At 66.5% G+C, this 19,415-nt stretch carries 13 protein-coding genes; 11 read left to right on the top strand and 2 right to left on the bottom strand.

Going from position 1 to position 19,415, the window contains the following annotated elements:
- Positions 1 to 73 precede the first annotated feature (73 nt).
- From ispD to rlmB, 5 genes are all read left to right on the top strand, one after another.
- Entirely contained in the window at positions 74 to 856 is a 783-nt protein-coding gene (gene ispD / locus ACFRAU_RS25425; protein ID WP_377997902.1) for a 2-C-methyl-D-erythritol 4-phosphate cytidylyltransferase, read from the top strand.
- A gap of 23 nt (positions 857 to 879) precedes the next feature.
- The gene (gene ispF / locus ACFRAU_RS25430; RefSeq protein ID WP_378001933.1) at positions 880 to 1,392 is read left to right on the top strand and encodes a 2-C-methyl-D-erythritol 2,4-cyclodiphosphate synthase; all 513 of its coding nucleotides are present in this window, start codon (positions 880 to 882) and stop codon (positions 1,390 to 1,392) included.
- A 54-nt stretch (positions 1,393 to 1,446) separates the two neighbouring features.
- Positions 1,447 to 1,773: a hypothetical protein gene (locus ACFRAU_RS25435; RefSeq protein WP_377997904.1), complete on the top strand. Its 327-nt coding sequence runs from the start codon at positions 1,447 to 1,449 to the stop codon at positions 1,771 to 1,773.
- 32 nt (positions 1,774 to 1,805) lie between these two features.
- On the top strand, positions 1,806 to 3,260 hold the full coding sequence (gene cysS, locus ACFRAU_RS25440; RefSeq protein ID WP_378001934.1) for a cysteine--tRNA ligase: 1,455 nt from the start codon (positions 1,806 to 1,808) through the stop codon (positions 3,258 to 3,260).
- A gap of 92 nt (positions 3,261 to 3,352) precedes the next feature.
- Positions 3,353 to 4,354, top strand: coding sequence for a 23S rRNA (guanosine(2251)-2'-O)-methyltransferase RlmB (gene rlmB / locus ACFRAU_RS25445; RefSeq protein ID WP_378001935.1), 1,002 nt, complete (start codon positions 3,353 to 3,355; stop codon positions 4,352 to 4,354).
- A gap of 203 nt (positions 4,355 to 4,557) precedes the next feature.
- Here the strand turns inward: rlmB and ACFRAU_RS25450 are convergent, their stop codons facing one another.
- Positions 4,558 to 5,367, bottom strand: coding sequence for a carbon-nitrogen hydrolase family protein (locus ACFRAU_RS25450; RefSeq protein WP_378001936.1), 810 nt, complete (start codon positions 5,365 to 5,367; stop codon positions 4,558 to 4,560).
- Positions 5,368 to 5,480: 113 nt separating this feature from the next.
- Between ACFRAU_RS25450 and glgX the strand changes: the two genes are divergently transcribed.
- The 3 genes from glgX to ACFRAU_RS25465 are packed head-to-tail and all read left to right on the top strand — an operon-like array spanning position 5,481 to position 8,501.
- Positions 5,481 to 7,610, top strand: coding sequence for a glycogen debranching protein GlgX (gene glgX, locus ACFRAU_RS25455; protein WP_378001937.1), 2,130 nt, complete (start codon positions 5,481 to 5,483; stop codon positions 7,608 to 7,610).
- Between the two features lie 17 nt (positions 7,611 to 7,627).
- Positions 7,628 to 8,140 carry a ribonuclease domain-containing protein gene (locus tag ACFRAU_RS25460; protein WP_378001938.1) on the top strand — a complete coding sequence of 171 codons (513 nt, stop codon included), beginning with the start codon at positions 7,628 to 7,630 and terminating at the stop codon, positions 8,138 to 8,140.
- A gap of 4 nt (positions 8,141 to 8,144) precedes the next feature.
- Positions 8,145 to 8,501 carry a barstar family protein gene (locus tag ACFRAU_RS25465; RefSeq protein ID WP_378001939.1) on the top strand — a complete coding sequence of 119 codons (357 nt, stop codon included), beginning with the start codon at positions 8,145 to 8,147 and terminating at the stop codon, positions 8,499 to 8,501.
- Between the two features lie 39 nt (positions 8,502 to 8,540).
- Here the strand turns inward: ACFRAU_RS25465 and glgP are convergent, their stop codons facing one another.
- Positions 8,541 to 11,159, bottom strand: a complete 2,619-nt coding sequence (glgP, locus tag ACFRAU_RS25470) for an alpha-glucan family phosphorylase (RefSeq protein ID WP_378001940.1) — start codon at positions 11,157 to 11,159, stop codon at positions 8,541 to 8,543.
- Positions 11,160 to 11,290: 131 nt separating this feature from the next.
- On the opposite strand from glgP, the gene ACFRAU_RS25475 reads away from it, so the two are divergent.
- From ACFRAU_RS25475 to ACFRAU_RS25485, 3 genes are read left to right on the top strand one after another with little or no spacing between them, the layout of a single operon-like run.
- Positions 11,291 to 13,363 carry an alpha-1,4-glucan--maltose-1-phosphate maltosyltransferase gene (locus tag ACFRAU_RS25475; protein ID WP_378001941.1) on the top strand — a complete coding sequence of 691 codons (2,073 nt, stop codon included), beginning with the start codon at positions 11,291 to 11,293 and terminating at the stop codon, positions 13,361 to 13,363.
- 6 nt (positions 13,364 to 13,369) lie between these two features.
- Entirely contained in the window at positions 13,370 to 15,166 is a 1,797-nt protein-coding gene (gene treS, locus ACFRAU_RS25480) for a maltose alpha-D-glucosyltransferase (protein WP_377997913.1), read from the top strand.
- A 1-nt stretch (position 15,167) separates the two neighbouring features.
- Positions 15,168 to 19,052 (top strand): 1,4-alpha-glucan branching enzyme, encoded by a 3,885-nt coding sequence (locus tag ACFRAU_RS25485; protein ID WP_378001942.1) that lies wholly within the window; start codon positions 15,168 to 15,170, stop codon positions 19,050 to 19,052.
- The last annotated feature ends 363 nt before the right edge of the window (positions 19,053 to 19,415 follow it).

The following is a 19,415-nucleotide window of genomic DNA, read 5'->3' on the forward strand; positions in this document are numbered from 1 at the left end:
CACTGGGAACGCCCCGAACTGCTACCTGGGCGGGAGATGAGCGGAAGCGCGGCTGGGACGTAGGCTAGAGCGCATGAACACTGCACCCAAGCGCCCCGTGACCGCCGTGATCCTTGTCGCCGCCGGTTCCGGGCAGAGGCTGGGTTACGGCATGCCGAAGGCCGCCGTGCCGCTGGGCGGTGAACCGATCCTGATGCATGCACTCCGCGGGATCGTCGCGGCCGGAGTCGCCAGCCAGGTGTGCATCGCGCTTCCGGCAGGGGAAGAGGAGCTTCGCCGGCTCTGCGAGGACTTCCGGGTGGAACTGGTGGACGGCGGCCCGCTCCTGACAATGGTCGACGGCGGGGCCTCCCGGGCGGATTCCGTCCGTTCCGCTCTGGCTGCTGTGGAGGACGGCACGGAAGCGGTCCTGGTCCATGACGCCGCCCGTGCCCTGACGCCGGAGCCGGTCTTCCACCGCGTGGCCCAGGCCCTGGCCGCCGGCGCCGACGCAGTGATTCCGGTGATTCCGGTGGTGGACACCGTCAAGACTGTCGCCGCCACCGAGGGCCCGGCTGCGGACATCGCACCCGAACTCGTCACCGGAACCGCCCCACGGGAGGAGCTCCGGGCCGTCCAGACCCCGCAGGGTTTCAAGCTCTCCGTACTGCGGCAGGCGCACCAGGCAGCCTCGGGCTTCGATGAGCGCCAGGCAGCCGCAGTCACCGACGACGCCATGCTGGTGGAGCTTCTTGGGGTACCGGTGCATGCCGTCCGCGGGGCAAGCCAGTCCCTGAAAATCACCACACCGCTGGACCTCATCATCGCCGAGGGGCTGCTCGAAGGCCCCCTCGGCGCCCGCTGGGTGGAAGGCTGACACACCACATGACGGAAGGCGCCATGACAGACAACGCTTCGCGGATCCCTGTGCTCCTGCCCCGGACAGGCATCGGCATCGACGTACACGCCTTTGCTCCGGACAGCGACCCGCAGCCGCTCTGGCTGGGAGGCCTCTTCTGGGAGGGGGAGCGGGGCCTCGCCGGCCATTCCGACGGCGACCCCGTGGCGCACGCCGCAGCCGACGCACTGTTCTCCGCCTGCGGGGTCGGGGACCTGGGCACCCACTTTGGCACCGACCGGCCCGAATTCGCAGGCGCTTCCGGAGTCACTCTGCTGGCCGAAGCCGCCCGCATTGTTCGGGCGGCAGGCTTCGAGATTGGCAATGTCGCCGTGCAGTTCGTGGGCAACAGGCCCAAGTTCGGCCCGCGCCGGGAAGAGTCCCAGCGCGTGCTCACCGAGGCCGCGGGCGCCCCGGTCAGCGTCACCGCCACCACCAGCGACGGTCTCGGCTTCACCGGCCGCGGCGAAGGCATTTCCGCGGTGGCCACGGCCCTGGTCTACCTGGCACCGTAGCCAAATCACCTACGCTGGAATAAGCCCCAGTACCGCAATCCCAGGAGACCCGCCGTGAAAAAGTTGCTTCCCGCCGTCGTGATCGCAGGGATGCTTCTGGCCGGCTGTGCCGGCAGCCCCCGCATGAGTGTTGAGGAGAGCTGCAAGTTTCTCCAAGGCGACACGTTCAAGCCCACGGGCAACCAGCAGCAGCAGGCCGACCAGATCGCCAAGCATTACCAGGAGGTCGCCGACAAGGTGGCCCAGGACGTCGCCGACCCCATCCAGAAGATGGCCGACATCATGAAGCAGGTGGCCAGCACCTCGCTGGGAACCAAGAGCTCGGAGCAGACGACTGAGCTCGCCAAACAGAACAACAGGATCGGCGAGGTCTGCAAGTAAACGGGGACAATGGCATCGGCTAATCTGGAGCGGTGACCCTGCGCTTTTACGACACTGCATCCGCCGAAGTCCGCGACTTCGTTCCCCTGGTACCGGGCAAGGTAAGCCTGTATTACTGCGGTGCCACGGTGCAGGGCATGCCGCACGTGGGACACATCCGCTCCGCCATTGCCTTTGACCAGCTCACCCGGTGGCTGGAATACCGCGGCTTCCGCGTCACGGTGGTCCGGAACGTCACCGACATCGACGACAAGATCCTCGCCAAGTCCGAGGCCTCCTTCCACCCGGACTTCGAGCAGGAGCCCGGCTCCGTGCCGGAAGAGGAATGGTGGGCGCTGGCCTACCGGTATGAGCAGGAGTTCCTCAAGGCCTACGACACCCTCGGCGTCTCCCGGCCCACCTACGAGCCGCGGGCAACCGGCCACATCCCGGAGATGCACGCGCTCATCCAGCGGCTCATCGACCGCGGGCACGCCTATCCCGCCCTGGATGACTCCGGGGACGTCTACTTCGACGTGCGGTCCTGGAACAAATACGGCGCCCTGACGCGCCAGAGGATTGACGACATGCAGGGTGCTGCCGACGCCGACCCGCGCGGCAAAAAGGACCCCCGGGACTTTGCCCTCTGGAAGGGTTACAAGGAGGGGGAGCCGACGACGGCCAGCTGGGTTTCGCCGTGGGGCACCGGCCGTCCGGGCTGGCACCTTGAATGCTCGGCGATGGTCACGAAGTACCTCGGTACCGAGTTCGACATCCACGGCGGCGGCCTGGACCTGCGTTTCCCGCACCATGAAAACGAGATGGCGCAGTCCCAAGCGGCGGGCCACGGCTTCGCGAACTTCTGGATGCACAACGGCATGGTCACCTACCAGGGCGAAAAAATGTCGAAGTCCGTCGGCAACACAATCAGCCCGGCGGAGATGCTGGAGCTCGCGCCGCCGCGCGTGGTCCGCTACTACCTCGGCCAGGCACAGTACCGCTCGGTGCTGGACTACCAGCCGACGTCACTGCAGGAGGCGGCTGCCGCCGTCGAACGCATTGACGGCTTCGTTGCCCGCGCCTTCCGGGCGCTGTCCTCCGACGGCGCCCTGCTGTTTGGCAGCCACGGCACCGTTCCGGAGGCGTTCGCCGTTGCAATGGACGATGACCTCAACGTGCCGCAGGCCCTCGCGGTGCTGCACGACACGGTCCGCGCCGGAAACTCAGCGCTCACCGACGGGGATATGGAGGCAACGCGGCATGCGCTGGTCAGCGTGACCGACATGCTGCGCGTGCTGGGAATCAGCGCCGCCGCGCAGCCCGCCATCGACGACCAGGCCACCAGCGCTCTCGGCACGCTGATAGAAGCGCAGCTCGCTGCACGCGCCGAAGCGCGTTCCAGGAAAGACTGGGCCGCCTCGGACGCCATCCGGGACACCCTTGCGGCAGCCGGCGTCCTGGTGGAGGACAACGCCGACGGCGCCACGTGGAGTCTCCAGCGCAGCTAGGCTTGGCGGCTCAGCGCCCGCCCGATCAACGATTTGAGGCCAGTCAGTAGACTGGAGTCCAGACTTACTCAATACAACCAAGGGTGGAATTCATGGCCAACAAAGGTCGCCCGGGCGCAGTCCGCAAGCTCAAGAAGGGCCCCACCACCGGAACCGGTGGCCACGGCCGCAAGGCTCTCGAAGGCAAGGGGCCAACCCCCAAGGCCGAGGACCGCCCGTACCACAAGGCGCACAAGAGCAAGCAGCTCGCGGAGCGCTCCGCAGCCAAGCGACCCGGCGGTGCCGGCGGTGCCCGCAGTGCCGGAGCCCGGTCGGGCCCGAAGGGGCGCGCCACCGAAGAGGTCGTTACCGGCCGCAACTCAGTCGTGGAAGCGCTCCGTGCCGGCATTCCGGCCAAGGCTCTGCACGTTGCCATCCGCATCGAGATGGACGACCGTGTCAAGGAATCGCTGAAGATCGCCGCCGAACGTGGCATCCCGCTGCTGGAAACCGGCAAGCCCGAGCTGGACCGGATGACCGACGACGCCGTGCACCAGGGACTCGTGCTGCAGATCCCGCCGTACGAGTACCAGGACGCCTACGACCTGGCCGAAGAGACCGTTGAAGGCTGGAAGAAGGGGCACATCGCGAACGCCCCGCTCTTCGTCGCCCTGGACGGCATCACGGACCCGCGCAACCTTGGCGCCATCATCCGCTCAGTCTCGGCGTTCAGCGGCCACGGCGTCATCGTCCCCGAGCGCCGCTCCGTCGGCGTCACCGCAGCCGCATGGAAGACCAGCGCCGGCGCGGCCGTCCGCGTTCCGGTGGCCCGCGCCTCCAACCTGAACAACGCCATCAAGCAGTTCAAGGACATGGGCGTCTTCGTGCTGGGGCTCGACGGCGACGGCGACGTCTCGCTGCCGGACCTCGCCGTCGCCACCGAACCCGTGTGCATCGTGGTCGGTTCCGAGGGCAAGGGCCTCAGCCGCCTCGTCCGGGAGAACTGCGACCAGATCGTGTCCATCCCCATCGACTCCGCGATGGAATCCCTGAACGCCTCCATGGCCGTGGGCATCTCCCTGTACGAAGTCTCCCGCCAGCGCGCCGCCAAGTAAGCCTGCCAAACGCTCCGTCAGCTTTCGCAGCGAAACGGCAGACGCTCCATCAGCTTTTGCAGCGAAACGGCAAACGCTCCTTCACGTCGTGAAGGAGCGTTTGCTTTTGGCCTGCAGGATCTGAAGGAGCGTTTGCTTTTGGCCTGCAGGATCTGAAGGAGCGTTTGCTTTTGGCCTGCAGGACCTGAGGAAGGGTTTTTTGCTTAGAACTCGCGGCGGTTGGCCAGGACCGGGAGTTTGGTGCGGGCTTCCTTGACCACGGCGGGATCCAGGTCGGCGAACAGGAGGCCGGGGGCGCCGTCGAGCTCCTGGAGGACCTCGCCGAAAGGCGAGACGACGGCGCTGTGCCCGACGCCGGTGGGTGCTGCGCCGCGGGGTTCGATGCCCTGGGTGGCGGGGTCGCCCTGGCCGCAGGCAAGGACGTAGGTGGTGGTGTCCACGGCGCGGGCCCGGGCCAGGAGCTGCCACTGGTCCACTTTTCCGGGGCCGGAACCCCACGAGGCGCAGACGATGTTGGCGACGGCTCCGCGGTCGGCGTTGGCCGTGAAGAGCGCGGGGAAGCGGATGTCGTAGCAGGTGGCCAGGCCAAAGGTGAGGCCGCCGACGTCGAACGTTACGGGCCCTGTCCCGGCGTCCACGGTGTCGGACTCCAGGAATCCGAAGGCGTCGAACAGGTGAACCTTGTCGTAGCCGGCGTCCACGCCCGGCCCGGTCACCAGCAGCGTGTTGCGGACTTTCGGCTGCCCGTCGGAAACTGATGAACCCGGGGTGAACATTCCGGCAACAATCACAATCCCCAACTCGTCGGCAATCGAGCGGACGCGCCTGGCCCAGGGGCCGTCCAGAGGCTCGGCGATGTCCAGCAGGGAATTGCCGAATGCGCGCATGGTGGCCTCGGGGAAAACGACGATCTCCGCGCCGCCGTCCTTGGCGCGGCGGGCATATTCCTCCACCACGGTGAGGTTCCCGTCCACATCCCTTCCGGTGATGATCTGGGCCAATGCAATCTTCACGAAAACCTCCAGTCGGTGCGTCCTTACAGCGTTCAGCTGCGCCGCCACGGTGCCGCACGCGTAACATGCGGGAGAAGACTGGCTATTTGGACGTGACGGCTAAGCTTTAATTGATGGTAATGCCCCTTTTAGACACAGCCTTGACGGTGGATGACTCCCAGGCCTTTCCCCTCGGGGTCAGCGAAGCGCGCCAAGGCCCGGGGGGTACATCAGGCAGCCGTGCGAACGTCGCCGTTTATGCTCCGGGCATCGCGACGCTCGAGGTGGCCTATCAGGCGCCCGGCCAGAACTGGCGGCTGCAGACCCTCTCCAGCCTCACGAACGGTCTCCACCACGGGGTGGTTGACGGTTTTCCCGTGGGATCCCGGTATGGCTTCCTCGCGGCCTCCAAGGGCGACGCAGCACCAAAGGGCGAAGAGGTGCTGCCGCTGGCGGTCCCCACTGTTGATTTTGACGACGACGGCGGCCGGCAACCGCTGTTGCTGGACCCTTACGGGCGGGCCGTCGATGAACGCGACGGATTCCTGACCAGTGTCCGGACATCGTCAGACTTCGACTGGGCCGCGGATGAGAAGCCGAACACACCGTGGCGCAACACCATCGTCTACGAGGCACACGTGCGCGGGCAAAGCATGCTCCATCCGGACATCCCGGAGTCGCTGCGCGGCACGTATGCCGGCATGGCCCATCCCGCGATGATTGAGCACCTCACGGGTCTTGGCATCACCGCCCTGCAGTTGCTCCCGGTGCATTTCCACCTGGACGAGCCCCACCTCCAGAACCTCGGACTCACCAACTATTGGGGTTACAATACGGCGGCGTTCTTTGCCCTGCACGCCGCGTATGCCACCAAGTCGGCGCAGGAAGCCGGGCCGCAGGCCGTCCAGGACGAGTTCAAGGGAATGGTTAAGCTGCTGCATGCGGCCGGCATCGAGGTCATCCTCGACGTCGTCTACAACCACACGGCCGAAGGCGGCCCAGACGGGCACACCCTGGGCTTCCGGGGCCTCGGCGAGCAGGAGTACTACCGCACCGACGGGCACGGAAAATATGTGGACACCACGGGCTGCGGAAACACACTCAACTTTGGCGAAGACCGCGTTGTCCAGATGGTGCTGGACTCGCTGCGGTACTGGGTGGATGAATTCCACATTGACGGCTTCCGCTTCGACCTCGCCGTCACCCTGTGCCGCAACGCGGCCAACGAGTTTGATCCCCGCCACCAGTTCCTTGAGAAGGTTGCCGCGGATCCCGTGCTCTCCCGCGTGAAGCTGATCGCCGAACCGTGGGACATTGGATACGGCGGCTGGCAGACCGGCCGATTCCCCGCTGGATGGGTGGATTGGAACGACCACTACCGCGACGCCGTGCGCTCCTTCTGGGTTGCGGACCGTGCTGCCCTGGACAACGGCGGCCATGGCGGATCCGTGGCGCGGCTGGCCGATGCCCTGTCCGGCTCGGCGAGCCTGTTCGAACCGTCGGGCCGTTCCCGGCTGGCCTCGCTGAACTTCATCACCGCCCACGACGGCTTCACCATGACCGACCTCGTGTCCTACGACCGCAAGCACAACGAGGCGAACGGCGAACAGAACCGGGACGGGCACGGCGACAACCGCAGCTACAACCACGGCTTCGAGGGACGCACCGAGGACGAGGCCATCCTGGCCCGCCGCGCCCAGAGCAAGCGCAACCTCATGGCCTCGCTCATGATTTCCCTCGGCGTCCCCATGATCACTGCGGGCGACGAGCTTGGCCGCACCCAGCAGGGCAACAACAACGCCTACTGCCAGGACAACCCGCTCACGTGGGTTGACTGGACCAGCACGCCGGAATCCCATGCCATGCTCCGCAGCACCAAGCGCGTCATCCGGCTCCGGCGCGAGTTCCTGACCGCCCAGCCGCACGACTACCCCGTCCGCGACGCCCGCTCCTACCTGTACTGGTACGACCGGACCGGGCAGCCCATGTCCATGGAACGGTGGAACGACAACGGGAACCGCGTGGTTCAGCTGCTGCTCGGCTCCGATGACGGGCATGTGGCCGGGCTCATCGTGGTCAACGGCGGACCTGAGGACATCGAGGTCACCCTGCCACAGGTCACCAACGACGACGGCACCGGCAGGCGGCTGTTCGACCTTCGCCTCACCACGTCCGAGCTCCACGACCGGCGCCAGGGCACCCTCGTCGCGTCCGGCGAGCCCGACGAGGTGCAGGCCTACACCATCAACATCTACCGCACGTAAACTTCGGGGAATCAGGCATGCGCAGGCGTTGGACCATCGGAACGCTGCTGTTGGGGCTCGCCGTGGCTGCCCTCGCGGTCTTCAACCTTTTCATCGCACCGGGCGGCGCACCGCCCGCTGCGGGACCGCAGGGAACGACGACGGCGGCACCCACCTTTTCGACGTTGGCTCCCACCTTGGCGACGTCGGCACCCGCCTCAGCGTCGTCGTCGGCCGGCAAGGCAACGGGCGTGCCGAACCTGTCCGGCCTCGCGGCCATCCGGGAATCCCAACTGCCGGCCGAAGCCCGGCGGACCCTCGCCCTGATCCGGCAGGGCGGACCCTACCCTTACGCCCGTGACGGCGTGACTTTCGGCAACTTCGAGCGCATCCTGCCGCGCAAGGCGGGCGGGTACTACAAGGAGTTCACGGTTCCCACGCCCGGCGAGTCGGACCGCGGAGCCCGGAGGATCGTGGCCGGACAGGCCGGCGACAACTACTACACGGCAGACCACTACGAATCGTTCAAGTTCATAGCAGAAGGCAAATAGCACCATGAAGATCTATTCCGGCGACACCTGGACCCTCGGGGAACTCAAGGACCAGGTGGCGGACGCCGGCCGCCGCAGCCTGCTGGTGCCGGCCGCCGACTCCAGGAAGTCCGTGCTCGCCGCCTTCGGCGAGGCCCTGGATTTTCCGGAGCACTTCGGCGTGAACCTGGACGCGCTCAACGACTCACTGCATGACTTCGCCGACGCCATATCCGACGACGGCGCGAAGCCCCTGACCGTCATCTGGCAGGTCCCCGCAGCCTTCCGCGGAGACCGCTCGTTCGGCATCATCTGCGAGATCCTGCAGGACGCCGAGAGCTACGCCGGCACGGACCTCGCGGTCATAGCCGTGCTGCTCTAAACAAGGCAACGTGGAGAGCCCGCGGCGCAACCCGACTGGCTAGGCGTTGACGATCAGCCCCAGCTCGGCCTTGGACGCGAGGGCTTCATGCGTCGGGAGCACCCGCACGGTGTAGCCGAAGGATCCGGAGCGGTCGATCACGATGGACCCGGCGAAGAGGTAGCGGCCGTTGCCCAGTTCCTCCTTAGCCTCCAGCTCCACCATGGTCACGTTGGCCAGTTCGTCGCTTTCGGCTGCCTGCCCGTAGGCCACCTCCACCGCCACGTCCTGCGGGGACAGGTTGTGCAGTCCCACGTAGGCATGCACCTGGAGGGTGTCGCCGATCTGCGGGTCCTCGGAGACGCCCAGCGAGTCCACGTGCTCCACATGCAGCTGCGGCCAGGCCGCGCGGACCTTGGCGACCCATGCCGCAAGCGCCTTGGCCTGCGCGTAGGAGCCTGCCACCGCTTCGCGTCCCGAAACCGCTGCCGGCCGGTAGAGGACATTGACGTAGTCCTGCAGCATCCGCTCGGCCGAGACTGCCGGGCCGAGGTGGGCCAGCGTGTGCTTGATCATGGAGACCCAGTGCGTGGGGATCTTTTCGTGGCCGGACTCGGACGGCCCTGCGGCGCCGGCGGCTTCGGAGACGGTGTTGCCGTAGAACCGCGGCGCCACCTGGGTTTCGAGCAGCTCGTACAGTGCCGCGGCCTCGATGTCGTCCCGCTCGTCGGCGGATGCGCCGTTGTTGGCGGTGGGGATCGCCCAGCCGTTTTCGCCGTCGTACATTTCATCCCACCAGCCGTCCAGGACGGACAGGTTCAGGGATCCGTTGATCGCGGCCTTCATGCCTGAGGTGCCGCAGGCCTCAAGCGGACGCAGCGGGTTGTTCAGCCAGACGTCGCAGCCGGGGAACAGCGTGCGGGCCATGGCGATGTCGTAGTTCGGCAGGAAGACGATGCGGTGCCGGACCGCGGGATCGTCCGTGAAACGGACCAGGTCCTGGATCATCTTCTTGCCGGCGTCGTCCGCGGGGTGGGACTTTCCGGCGATGACCAGCTGGATGGGGTGTTCCTTGTGCAGCAGCAGGGCCTTCAGCCGCGCCGGGTCCCGCAGCATGAGGGTCAGCCGCTTGTAGGTGGGCACGCGCCGGGCGAACCCGATGGTCAGGACGTCCGGGTCCAGCACCGAGTCGGTCCATGCCAGCTCGGCGTCGGCGGCACCGCGCTTCTTCCACGCAGCCCGCAGCCGGCGCCGCACATCCTCCACCAGCGAAACGCGCATCTCACGCCGGAGTGCCCACACTTCGGCGTCGGAGACGTTGTAGGCGAGGTCCCAGCGGCCCATCACCTCGGCTTCGGGCCCGAACCGCTCCCGGGCGAGCTTCGCGATGCGGGGATCCACCCACGTGGGCACGTGCACGCCGTTGGTCACGGAGGTGATGGGCACCTCCGAGTGGTCGAAGCCCGGCCACAGCGCCGAGAACATGCCGCGCGAGACTTCGCCGTGAAGCTTGGCCACACCATTGGCGCGCTGTGCGAGGCGCAGGCCCATCACGGCCATGTTGAAGACGAAGGGGTTGCCTTCGCTGAAGTCCTCCCGGCCCAGGTCGAGGATGCGTGAGGTGGGAACGTCCGGCGCCAGGCCAGCCTCGAAGAAGTGCTGGATCTGTGCTGCTTCGAAACGGTCAATGCCGGCCGGAACAGGCGTGTGGGTTGTGAACACAGTGGACGAGCGTCCGGCGGCCAGCGCCTCGTCGAACGTGAGCGCCTGCTCGCCGGACATGAGCTCCTGGATCCGTTCGATGCCGAGGAAGCCGGCGTGGCCCTCATTCGTGTGGAACACCTCGGGCGCCGGCGTGCCGGTGAGCTTCTGGTAGGCGCGCAGCGCCTTGACTCCGCCCATGCCCAGCAGCAGTTCCTGCTGCAGCCGGTGGTCGCCGCCGCCGCCGTACAGGCGGTCGGTGATGCTGCGGGCGGCGTCGTCGTTTCCGGGGACGTTGGAGTCAAGCAGCAGGAGGGGGACGCGTCCGACGTCGGCACGCCAGATATGTGCCGCAAGGTGCCGCCCGTTGGGCAGCGGGAGGGAAATTTCCAGCGGCTTGCCGTTGCCGTCCGCGGCCGGTTCCCGCAGCAGGGTGAGGGGCAGTCCGTCGGGGTCGATGACCGGGTAGGTCTCCTGCTGCCATGCATCCCGGGAGAGCGACTGCTTGAAGTAGCCGGCCTGGTAGAGCAGCCCGACGCCGATCAGCGGCACCCCGAGGTCGGACGCGGCCTTCAGGTGGTCGCCGGCGAGGATGCCGAGGCCGCCGGAGTACTGGGGCAGGACCTCAGTGATGCCGAATTCGGGCGAGAAGTAGGCAATGGAGGCAGGGGCGTCGCTGCCCAGGCCCTGGTACCAGCGGGGCTCGGTGAGGTACCGGTCCAGGTCCGCGGCTGCCGCCTGGACCCTGGCCACCACGTCCTGGTCCGTCGCGAGCCGGTGCATATCTTCGCGGCCAACCAGGCCCAGGAAGCTGACCGGATCGTTGCCGCATTGGGCCCAGACGCGCGGGTTCAGGCTTTCGAACAGTTCCCGGGTGGGACGGTGCCAGGACCAGCGGAGGTTGGTCGCCAACCGGGCCAGCGGCCGGATCGGTTCGGGGAGAACGGTACGGACTGTAAATCTGCGGATTGCCTTCACCTGCGCCACACTAACCGACTGGGTGAACGGCAGGAACCGCTTTTGATTACTTTCCGGTAAATGACGAATCGCTTCATTAATTAAGTTCGCAGGCTTAGCAATCCGCCCCATTTCTCGCTAACGTCGAGCCTGTGACGACAAACACGCGAACCACCGCCCCAGCAAAGCAAACGCCGAAAGTCTCGATCACGGAAGGCCTTCTGTTTGGCCGTTTCCCTATCACGGACGTTCAGCCTGTTGTCGAAGGGGGGAAGTTCCCGGCCAAGGCGCTGCCCGGTGAAGGAATCGTGGTCAGCGCCCGGTCCTTCCGGGAGGGCCACGACCAGTTGGGCGTGAGCGCGGTCCTCCTTGACCCGGAGGGCAACGAGCGCCAGCGGACCCGGCTCCAGCCGCCGTCCGGTGACCGCGGCAAGGGAACCGACCTCTGGGAAGGCCTGCTCAGCCCGGATTCCACCGGAACCTGGTCCTTCGTCATCGAGGCCTGGCACGACCGCTACGGCACCTGGCACCACAACGCCGAGGTCAAGGTGGACGCGGGCATCGACGTCGAACTGATGCTTGCCGAGGGCGCCGCACTGCTGTCGCAGGGCGCCGAGGAACCCGCCCGGAAGGATGCCGACCGGCAGACGCTGCGCTCCGCAGCCACCGTCCTCGCCGACACCTCCCTTTCGCCCGAGGACCGCCTCGCCGCCGGTTTCAGCCGGGAGGTCGCAGGCGTGGTTGACCGCGAACCCATCCGTGAGCTCGTCACCCTCTCCGAGCCGTTTCCCCTGCTGGTTGAGCGGGACCGCGCAGGCCGCGGGTCCTGGTACGAGTTCTTCCCGAGGTCCGAAGGCGCGGTGCGCGACCCCGGCACGGGGGCCTGGACGTCCGGCAATTTCCGGACCGCCGCCAACCGGCTGGACGCCGTGGCCGGGATGGGCTTTGACGTCATCTACATGCCGCCGATCCACCCGATCGGCATCCAGCATCGGAAAGGTCCCAACAACACGCTGATTGCCGGCCCGAACGATCCCGGTTCGCCGTGGGCCATCGGTGCCAAGGAAGGCGGGCACGACGCCATCCACCCGGACCTTGGAACCTTCGAGGACTTCGATGCCTTCGTGGCGCGGGCTAATGAGCTCAACCTCGAAGTCGCACTCGACCTGGCACTCCAGGCTGCCCCGGACCACCCCTGGGTCACCGAGCACCCGGCATGGTTCACCACCCGCGTGGACGGCAGCATCGCCTACGCCGAAAACCCCCCGAAGAAGTACCAGGACATCTACCCGCTCAACTTCGACAACGACCCCGAGGGCCTGTCCAAGGAAATCCTGCGGATCGTCCTGCTCTGGGTCAGCCACGGTGTCAGGATCTTCCGGGTGGACAACCCGCACACCAAGCCCGTCTGGTTCTGGGAGTGGCTCATCGCCGAGGTGAACAAGAAGGACGCCGGCGTCGTCTTCCTGGCCGAGGCCTTTACCCGCCCCGCCATGATGCACGCGCTGGGCAGGGCCGGCTTCCAGCAGTCCTACACCTACTTCACGTGGCGCAACACCAAGAAGGAGCTGGAGGAGTACTTCCACCACGTCAGCCACGAGTCGGCTGCCTTCTTCCGGCCCAACTTCTTCGTCAACACCCCGGACATCCTCACGGAATACCTGCAGTACGGCGGGCCGGCGGCGTTCAAGATCCGGGCCGCGCTGGCGGCAACCGCCAGCCCGCTGTGGGGCGTGTACGCCGGCTACGAACTGTACGAGCACGTGGCCCGGCCGGGTGCTGAGGAGTACATCGACAACGAAAAGTTTGAGTACAAGGCCCGTGACTGGGAGGCTGCCTCCGCCTCCGGCCGGACCCTCGCCCCGTACCTCACCAGGCTGAACGAAATCCGCAGGGCCCACCCGGCGCTGGGTGACCTGCAGAACCTCACCGTGCACCAGTGCACGGACGACGCCACGGTGGTCTACTCCAAGCACAAAACCCTCCCGGACGGCACCAGGGACACCATCATCGTGGTGGCGAACGTGGACCCGCACAGTGCGAGGGAGGGCATGGTGTCGCTGGACCTGTCCGTGCTGGGGCTCGATCCGGCCGACCTCACCCCGAACGGCGGGTTCTGGGTGGATGACCTGATCTCCGGAGAGTCGTGGGAGTGGGGGGAGTACAACTACGTGAGGCTGGACGCGCACGTGGAACCGGTACATGTCCTGAGCATCCGGAGGTAGCCGCCAGTGACCTTCAGTCCGCAGAGCCCCACCCAGCACTTCACCCCCAAGAGCACGTTCGAGCTCAATGCGCCTGGGTTGCAGCATGATCCGCTGTGGTACCGGAAAGCGGTTTTCTATGAGGTGCTGGTCCGGGGCTTTGCGGACGCCAACGGCGACGGTTCAGGCGACTTCCACGGGCTGATCGAGAAACTCGATTACCTGCAGTGGCTCGGCGTGGACTGCCTGTGGCTGCCGCCGTTCTTCCAGTCACCCCTGCGGGACGGCGGCTATGACATCTCGGACTACAACTCCGTCCTGGACGAGTTCGGCACCATCAGCGACTTCAAACGGCTGGTGGCCGAGGCACATGCACGCGGCGTCCGGGTCATCATCGACCTCCCGCTGAACCATACGTCGGACCAGCACCCCTGGTTCCAGGAATCCCGGAAGGACCCCGACGGTCCCTTCGGCGACTTCTATGTGTGGAGCGACACGGACGAGAAATACCAGGACGCACGCATCATCTTCGTGGACACGGAGGAATCCAACTGGACCTTCGACCCCATCCGGCGGCAGTTCTTCTGGCACCGGTTCTTCAGCCACCAGCCCGACCTGAACTTCGAGAACCCGAAGGTCATCGACGCCGTGTTCGACGTCGTGCGGTTCTGGCTGGACCAGGGCATCGACGGGTTCCGGGCGGACGCCATCCCGTACCTCTACGAGGAGGAGGGGACCAACTGCGAAAACCTCCCGGCGACGCACGAATTCCTGCGGCAGCTGCGGAAGATGGTGGACGAAAGCTACCCGGGCCGCGTGATCATCGCCGAGGCCAACCAGCCGCCCAACGAGGTGGTGGAGTACTTCGGCACCGTGGAGGAACCGGAATGCCACATGGCCTTCCACTTTCCGATCATGCCGCGGCTTTACTACGCCCTGCGTGACCAGAAGGCCGCCCCCATCATTGAGACCATGCATGACACGCCGGACATTCCGGAAGGTGCGCAGTGGGGAACATTCCTGCGCAACCACGACGAACTGACGCTCGAAATGGTCACCGCCGATGAGCGGGCCGCCATGCTCGGCTGGTACGCGCCGGACCCGCGCATGCGGGCCAACATCGGTATCCGGCGCAGGCTGGCGCCGCTGCTGGACAATTCCCGGGCGGAAATCGAGCTCATCAACGCCCTGCTGCTGTCCCTGCCGGGCAGCCCGTTCCTCTACTACGGCGACGAGATCGGGATGGGCGACAACATCTGGCTCGAAGACCGTGACGCGGTCCGCACCCCCATGCAGTGGAACCCCGACCGCAATGCCGGGTTCTCCAACGCCGACCCGGGCAAGCTGTACCTGCCGGTGATCCAGTCCCTGGTCTACAACTACGCCATGGCCAACGTGGAGGCCGAAGCCGCGCATTCCGGATCGCTGCTGCGCTGGACACGGCAGATCCTCAGCGTGCGGAAGAACCACCCGGCGTTCGGGCTCGGGGCGTTCAGGCACGTTGAGGCCGACCACGAGGTGGTGCTGGCCTACCTCCGCGAACTTCCGGAGGGCAACGCGGCCGGCGAACCGGCCGAATCCATCCTCTGCGTCTTCAACCTGTCCCAGCATCCGGTGTCCTCCACCCTGAGGCTTCCGGACTTTTCCGGCCGGGGCCTGCGGGACGTCTTTGGCGGCCAGCCGTTTCCCGGCATCAGCGACGACGGGCAGCTGACGCTGACCCTGGGGAGCCATGACTTCTTCTGGCTGCGCCTGCGGTCCGCTGCTTCCAACCCCGCTTCACCCTTTACCCAAGCGATGCCGATACTGTCGATTGAGGGATGAGATGACCCAAACCACACTGACACCCACACTCGAGCAACTGCTCCGCGACTGGCTGCCGGCCCAGAGGTGGTTCCCGGTAAAGACCCCGGACTTCACCCTGGCGCCGGTGGGCGGCCTGGTCCTGAACGACGCCGCCGGCCAGGCGGGCCTGGAGGTGTTCCTCGCGTCCGTCGCGTCTAAAACGGCCGACGGCGTCTCCCGCACCGACGTTGTGCAGATCCCGCTTAGCTACCGCAGCCAGCCGCTGCCGGGCGCCGAACGGGCTCTGATCGGTGAAAGCGACGATGCGGAACAGGGGCACCGCTGGGTCTACGACGCCGTCCACGACCCCGCATTCATTGCCGCATGGCTGGACCTGATCCGCAGACAGGAGACCGCCGGCACCGCCAGCGGCCATGTCTCAGGGGCCGGCCAGCCGCTGCCGCAGGCCACCGGAACAGTCCGTGTCCTGTCCGGCGAACAGTCCAACACGTCGGTGATCGTGGACGACGGCGACTCCGCGGCCATCGTGAAGTTCTTCCGCGTGCTTTCGGCCGGGCACAACCCGGAGGTGGAGGTCGGGGCCGCCCTGTCTGCAGCCCGCACCCCGGAGGTCCCTGCCACGCTGGGCTGGGTCACGGGCGAGTGGTACCCGCAGGGTCAACTTTCCCAGACTGAGTCCGCGCCGGGCGGACCTGTCCAGGGCGAACTGGCGGTGGCCCACGAATTCCTGGCCGGCGGCCGGGACGCATGGCGGCTCGCCGTTGACGCGGCGGCCGGGGGAGTGGACTTCACGGCCGAGGCGCATGCCCTTGGCCATGCGACGGCCACTGTCCACCGGAGGCTCGCCGAAACGCTGGGAGTTTCGGCCGAGGCGGTTCCGGGCAGGGATATTGCCCCCGGAGTAGCCCAGCGCGTGCGTCAGATGTGGGCGGAGGCGGGGCCCGCCGTCGGACCTTACGAAGACGGGTTGGAAAGCCTGCTCAGCCGCCTGGAGGGAACGCCCGCCGGAGCGCTTCAGCGCATCCATGGGGACCTGCACCTCGGCCAGATCCTCCAGGTTCCCGGTTCCGAAGGCGGCCAAGACCGGTGGGCCATCCTTGACTTCGAGGGGGAGCCGCTCCGGCCGATCTCCGAGCGCAACTTCCCCGACGCCCCGCTCCGGGATGTGACGGGCATGCTGCGCTCCTTTGACTATGCGGCGGGTGCCGCCGAACGGGAACAGCCGGACGCCCGCGTTCCCGAGTCATGGGTGGACGACTGCACCGAGGCCTTCCTGGCAGGCTACGCGGAAGTAACGCCCGGAACGGTGGACCGTAATTCGCCCCTCTTTGTGGCATTGTGGCTGGACAAGGCGCTTTACGAAGTCGTGTACGAGTTGCGCAACCGGCCGGGCTGGCTGGCCATTCCGGCGAATGCGGCCAGGCGGCTCCTCAGCACTAAAGGCTCCGGCGAACCGGCCGGAGCAGCAGCGGAAGGTAAGAAGATGACAGGCTCTGCACACACCGACAGCCCCCACGCACCGTTGCACGTGGACGCACACACGCTTTCACGCGTCGCGGCCGGTGAACACCACGCCCCACACTCGGTGCTTGGTGCCCATTTGGACAACTACGGCCACGTGACCATCCGCACCGTCAAGCACCTGGCCGAAGCGGTCAACGTGGTGACCCAGTCCGGAACCGTGCCCATGACCCACGAGGCTGACGGCGTCTGGGTGGCGGTACTCGAGCCGTTGCAGCACGGCCATGTGCCGGACTACCGGCTTGAGGTGACCTACGAAGGTGCCGAACCGACCACCGTGGATGACCCGTACCGCTACCTTCCCACCGTGGGCGAAGTGGACCTGCACCTGATCGGGGAAGGACGCCACGAGACGCTCTGGACCGTGCTGGGCGCCCACATGCAGCACTACAAGTCGTCGCTGGGCGACATTGACGGCGTGTCCTTTGCCGTGTGGGCCCCGAACGCCGAAGCGGTCCGGGTCAAGGGCGATTTCAACGCCTGGGACGGTCGGGAAAACTCGCTGCGGTCCCTGGGCTCCTCGGGCGTCTGGGAGCTGTTCATCCCGGGTGTCCCGGCCGGCGCCTGCTACAAGTACGAAATCAAGACCAAGGGCGGCTACTGGGTGGAAAAGGCCGATCCGCTGGCCTTCGGCACCGAGGTGCCCCCGCTCACCGCTTCGCGGGTTGTCGAGTCCCACTACCGGTTCCAGGATGCCGACTGGATGAAGGAACGCGCAGCACGGGATCCGCACAACTCGCCGATGAGCGTCTACGAGGTCCACCTTGGATCCTGGCGGCTGGGGCTCAGCTACCGCGAGCTGGCCAAGGAACTCGTGGAGTACGTGAAGTGGCTCGGCTTCAGCCATGTCGAGTTCATGCCCGTGGCCGAGCACCCCTTCGGCGGCTCCTGGGGCTACCAGGTCACCTCCTACTACGCGCCCACGTCCCGCTTCGGGCATCCCGATGAGTTCCGCTTCCTCGTGGACTCGCTGCACCAGGCAGGCATCGGGGTGATCCTGGACTGGGTGCCGGCGCACTTCCCGAAGGACAACTGGGCGCTGGCGCAGTTTGACGGGCAGCCGCTCTACGAACACGCTGACCCGAACCTTGGCGAGCACCCGGACTGGGGTACCCTCATCTTCGACTTCGGGCGCACCGAAGTGCGGAACTTCCTTGTGGCCAACGCCCTGTACTGGCTCGATGAGTTCCACATTGACGGCCTGCGGGTGGACGCGGTGGCGTCCATGCTGTACCTGGACTACTCGCGGGAACACGGCCAGTGGCAGCCCAACCGCTTCGGCGGACGCGAGAACCTGGAGGCTATCTCGTTCCTCCAGGAGGCCAACGCCACGGTGTACAAGACCCACCCCGGCGCTGTGATGATCGCGGAAGAATCAACGGCGTTCCCCGGCGTCACCGCGCCCACCAGCCAGGGCGGGCTCGGCTTCGGCCTGAAGTGGAACATGGGCTGGATGCACGACTCGCTCAAGTACGCCTCCGAGGACCCGGTCAACCGCAAGTGGCACCACGGGACGGTCACGTTCTCCATGGTCTACGCGTTCACCGAGAACTTCCTGCTGCCCATCAGCCATGATGAGGTTGTCCACGGCAAGGGCTCCATGCTCCGCAAGATGCCCGGTGACCGCTGGCAGCAGCTGGCCAACCTCCGTGCCTTCCTCGGCTACCAGTGGGCGCACCCCGGCAAGCAGCTGATCTTCATGGGCACCGAATTCGGCCAGGAAGCCGAGTGGTCCGAACAGCACGGCCTCGACTGGTGGCTCGCTGAGATCCCGGCACACCGTGGCGTCCAGCTGCTGCTCAAGGACCTGAACGGGCTTTACAGGTCAACGCCGGCGCTGTACTCCCGGGACAACGAACCGGGCGGTTTCCAGTGGATCAACGGTGCCGACGCCGACCGCAACGTGCTGACCTTTGTCCGTTGGGATACCGAGGGCAACCCGCTTGTCTGTGCCGTCAATTTCTCCGGCGGCCCGCACAAGGAGTACGCACTGGGAGTGCCGTCCACCGGTGCGTGGACCGAGGTGCTGAACACAGACTCCGAGGAGTACGGCGGATCGGGTGTCCTCAACGGCGGCACGCTGGCCGCGGAGGACGAAGGCATCGACGGCCAGCCGGCCACCCTGACGGTTACGCTTCCTCCGCTGGGAGCCGCGTACTTCCGCCCGTCAGATTCCAGCGTGATCACCACGCCCGCCGCGGCCAGGGCCAAAGCCACTGAGGCTGAATCCATTTTTGCTGGGCCCACGGCTGCTGAGACGCAGGCTGCTGAGACGCAGGCTGCTGCGTCGCAGGCTGCTGCACCCGGCGTTGCTGAAACGAAGGGCGCTGAGCCAACGGCTAAGACGGGGAAGTCGGCCTTGCCCGGCGGGCCCCTCGTCTGAGTCCCGGCGGTGCGCTGACGTGAGCCCCGGCGGACCGCAGGTCTGAGACCCGGCCGAGGTCCCCGAGCGGGCGGGTTTCACTAGACGGAGGCCCCGGAATCCCTGAGGATTCCGGGGCCTCCCGGCGTTGCTTTGGCCCAGTTGGCATTCCGCCAAGGTAGTGGTAGAGTTTATTTCCGCGCCGCTCCCCGGAGCGAGTCGGCAAGTTGATCCGGAAGCCACAGGCTGTGCCGGACGGAAACCGCCGATTTGACTCGGATGAAGCGAGCGGGTAAGTTTGAAAAGTTGCTCCGGAGCGATCCTGAATGTTTGGTTTGGGTGGTGCCGGGTGTGTCTGTTGTTTGAGAACTCAATAGTGTGCCA

Source organism: Arthrobacter sp. NPDC056691, from assembly GCF_042791415.1.
GTDB lineage: Bacteria > Actinomycetota > Actinomycetes > Actinomycetales > Micrococcaceae > Arthrobacter.